Below are 1,660 nucleotides of genomic sequence, written 5' to 3'. Positions count from 1 at the left end.
GGTCGGTACGGGCCCGATCGTGCTGCGGGCGCGGACGGGGGGCAATTCCCGGCCAGGCATTCCCCGCCCACTCCCTGCCGAGACCGGCTCCACCCCCGTCGCCCACTCCTTGCCGGGAATTGCCCCCCGTCCGCGCCCGCAGCACGATCGGGCCCGTACCGACCACAGCGCCCGAAGGAGCCACGGATGACCGGGACGACCGACCCCCAGCACCTCGCCGCCCGCTACATCGCCCAGTGGACGGAACCGGATCCCGCCCGCCGCCGGGCGGCGATCGAGAGTCTCTGGGCCGAGGACGGCGCCCACGTTCTGCAGCCGCCCGCCGAGATCCGCGAACTCGCCGCAGGGCTCGGTTTCGACCACCCCACCCTGCGGGCCCAGGGCCACGACGCGATCGAGACCCGCGTCACACGGAGCTACCAACGCTTCGTCGAGAAGGGCGAGTTCACGTTCCGGGCGCGCACCGATGCCGTACGCCTCGACGACCTGGTCCGGTTCCACTGGGACACGATCACCGTCGCCGACGGCGAAGTGGTCGGCGGCGGGCTGGAGGTGCTCGGACTAGACACCGACGGCCGCATCCGCACCGACTACATGTTCCCCGGAGCCTGATCCCCCGCCGCCGCGGCAGCCGCCAACGCCTGCGCCGTCGCCGCGTCCGCCGGCAGGAACGCCTCCAACTTCAGCTCCGCGAGGGTCACATCCACCGCGGTCGCGAACGTCGTCACCGTCGTCATCAGCCGCAACTCCCCGTACGACGACCGCAGCCGCAGCGGCACCGCGAACCCCAACTGCCCCTCCCCCGAATCCAGTTCCGGCACATACCCGGCCAACTCGGCCCGCAACTCGGGCAACCCACCCAGCCGCGCCACTACATGCCTCGCCCACTCGGCCAGGTTGAGGATCCGCGGCGCCACCCCGTCCGGATGCAACGCCAGCCGGTACACATTCGCCCCCGGCCCGACCAACTCCGCCGCCGCCCCCTCCGTGATCACCCCGAACGCGCTGTTGGCGTCGACCAGTTGACCCTTCCGGTCGACCACCACCGCCGGATACGGCAGATGCCCGCACAGGATGTGCCCGATCGCCGCCCGCACCGGAGCCAGCACCGGCCCCTCCAACGGACTCTCCGCGTACACCGGCGCGAACCCGGCCGCCAACAACAGCTCGTTCCGCTCCCGCAACGGCAGTTCGAGTGACTCGGCAAGCCGTACGACCATGTTCCGCCCCGGCACCGACCGCCCCGACTCGATGAAACTGAGATGCCGCTGCGTGGTCCCGGCCCGCGAAGCCACCTCCAGCTGACTCAGCCGACGACTCGCACGACGCTCACGCAACACCTGGGAAAAGTCCACGGACCAGTTCTACGACGCCCCACCCCAACCGGCCATTCCGCGCAGGGAATTGAGGCGATACCCGCCGCCGACGACGATCGAGCCCATGAACACCGGCGCACTGCCCTCGACCGCCGCCAGCCCCATCGGCCTAGGCGTACTCCTCCCCACCGGAACCGCCCAATGGTCCAAGAACGACGACCCGCGCGACCTGATCACCCTCGGCCGCAGCGCCGAACACCTCGGCTTCACCTCCCTCTTCGTCAACGACTCCCTCATCACCCCCCGCATCGAAGCCCTCACGATGCTCGCCGCCCTCGCCGCCG

Annotated in this window: 2 protein-coding genes and 1 pseudogene; 2 read left to right on the top strand and 1 reads right to left on the bottom strand. The window is 70.8% G+C overall.

Features of this window, described 5'->3' with window-relative positions:
- The first annotated feature begins 186 nt into the window (after nucleotides 1-186).
- Nucleotides 187-612 (top strand): hypothetical protein, encoded by a 426-nt coding sequence (locus JHN45_RS51810; RefSeq protein WP_200717667.1) that lies wholly within the window; start codon nucleotides 187-189, stop codon nucleotides 610-612.
- Here JHN45_RS51810 and JHN45_RS51805 read toward each other — a convergent pair.
- Entirely contained in the window at nucleotides 591-1,355 is a 765-nt protein-coding gene (locus JHN45_RS51805; protein WP_201056461.1) for a helix-turn-helix domain-containing protein, read from the bottom strand. The two genes, JHN45_RS51810 and JHN45_RS51805, sit on opposite strands and share 22 nt — an antisense overlap.
- Before the next feature lie 85 nt (nucleotides 1,356-1,440).
- Here JHN45_RS51805 and JHN45_RS51800 point away from each other — a divergent pair.
- Nucleotides 1,441-1,660, top strand: a pseudogene (locus tag JHN45_RS51800) (LLM class flavin-dependent oxidoreductase); the annotation flags it as partial.

This window comes from Streptomyces sp. MBT53, from assembly GCF_016654115.1.
GTDB lineage: Bacteria > Actinomycetota > Actinomycetes > Streptomycetales > Streptomycetaceae > Streptomyces.
This window is presented reverse-complemented; position numbering and strand designations above follow the sequence as displayed.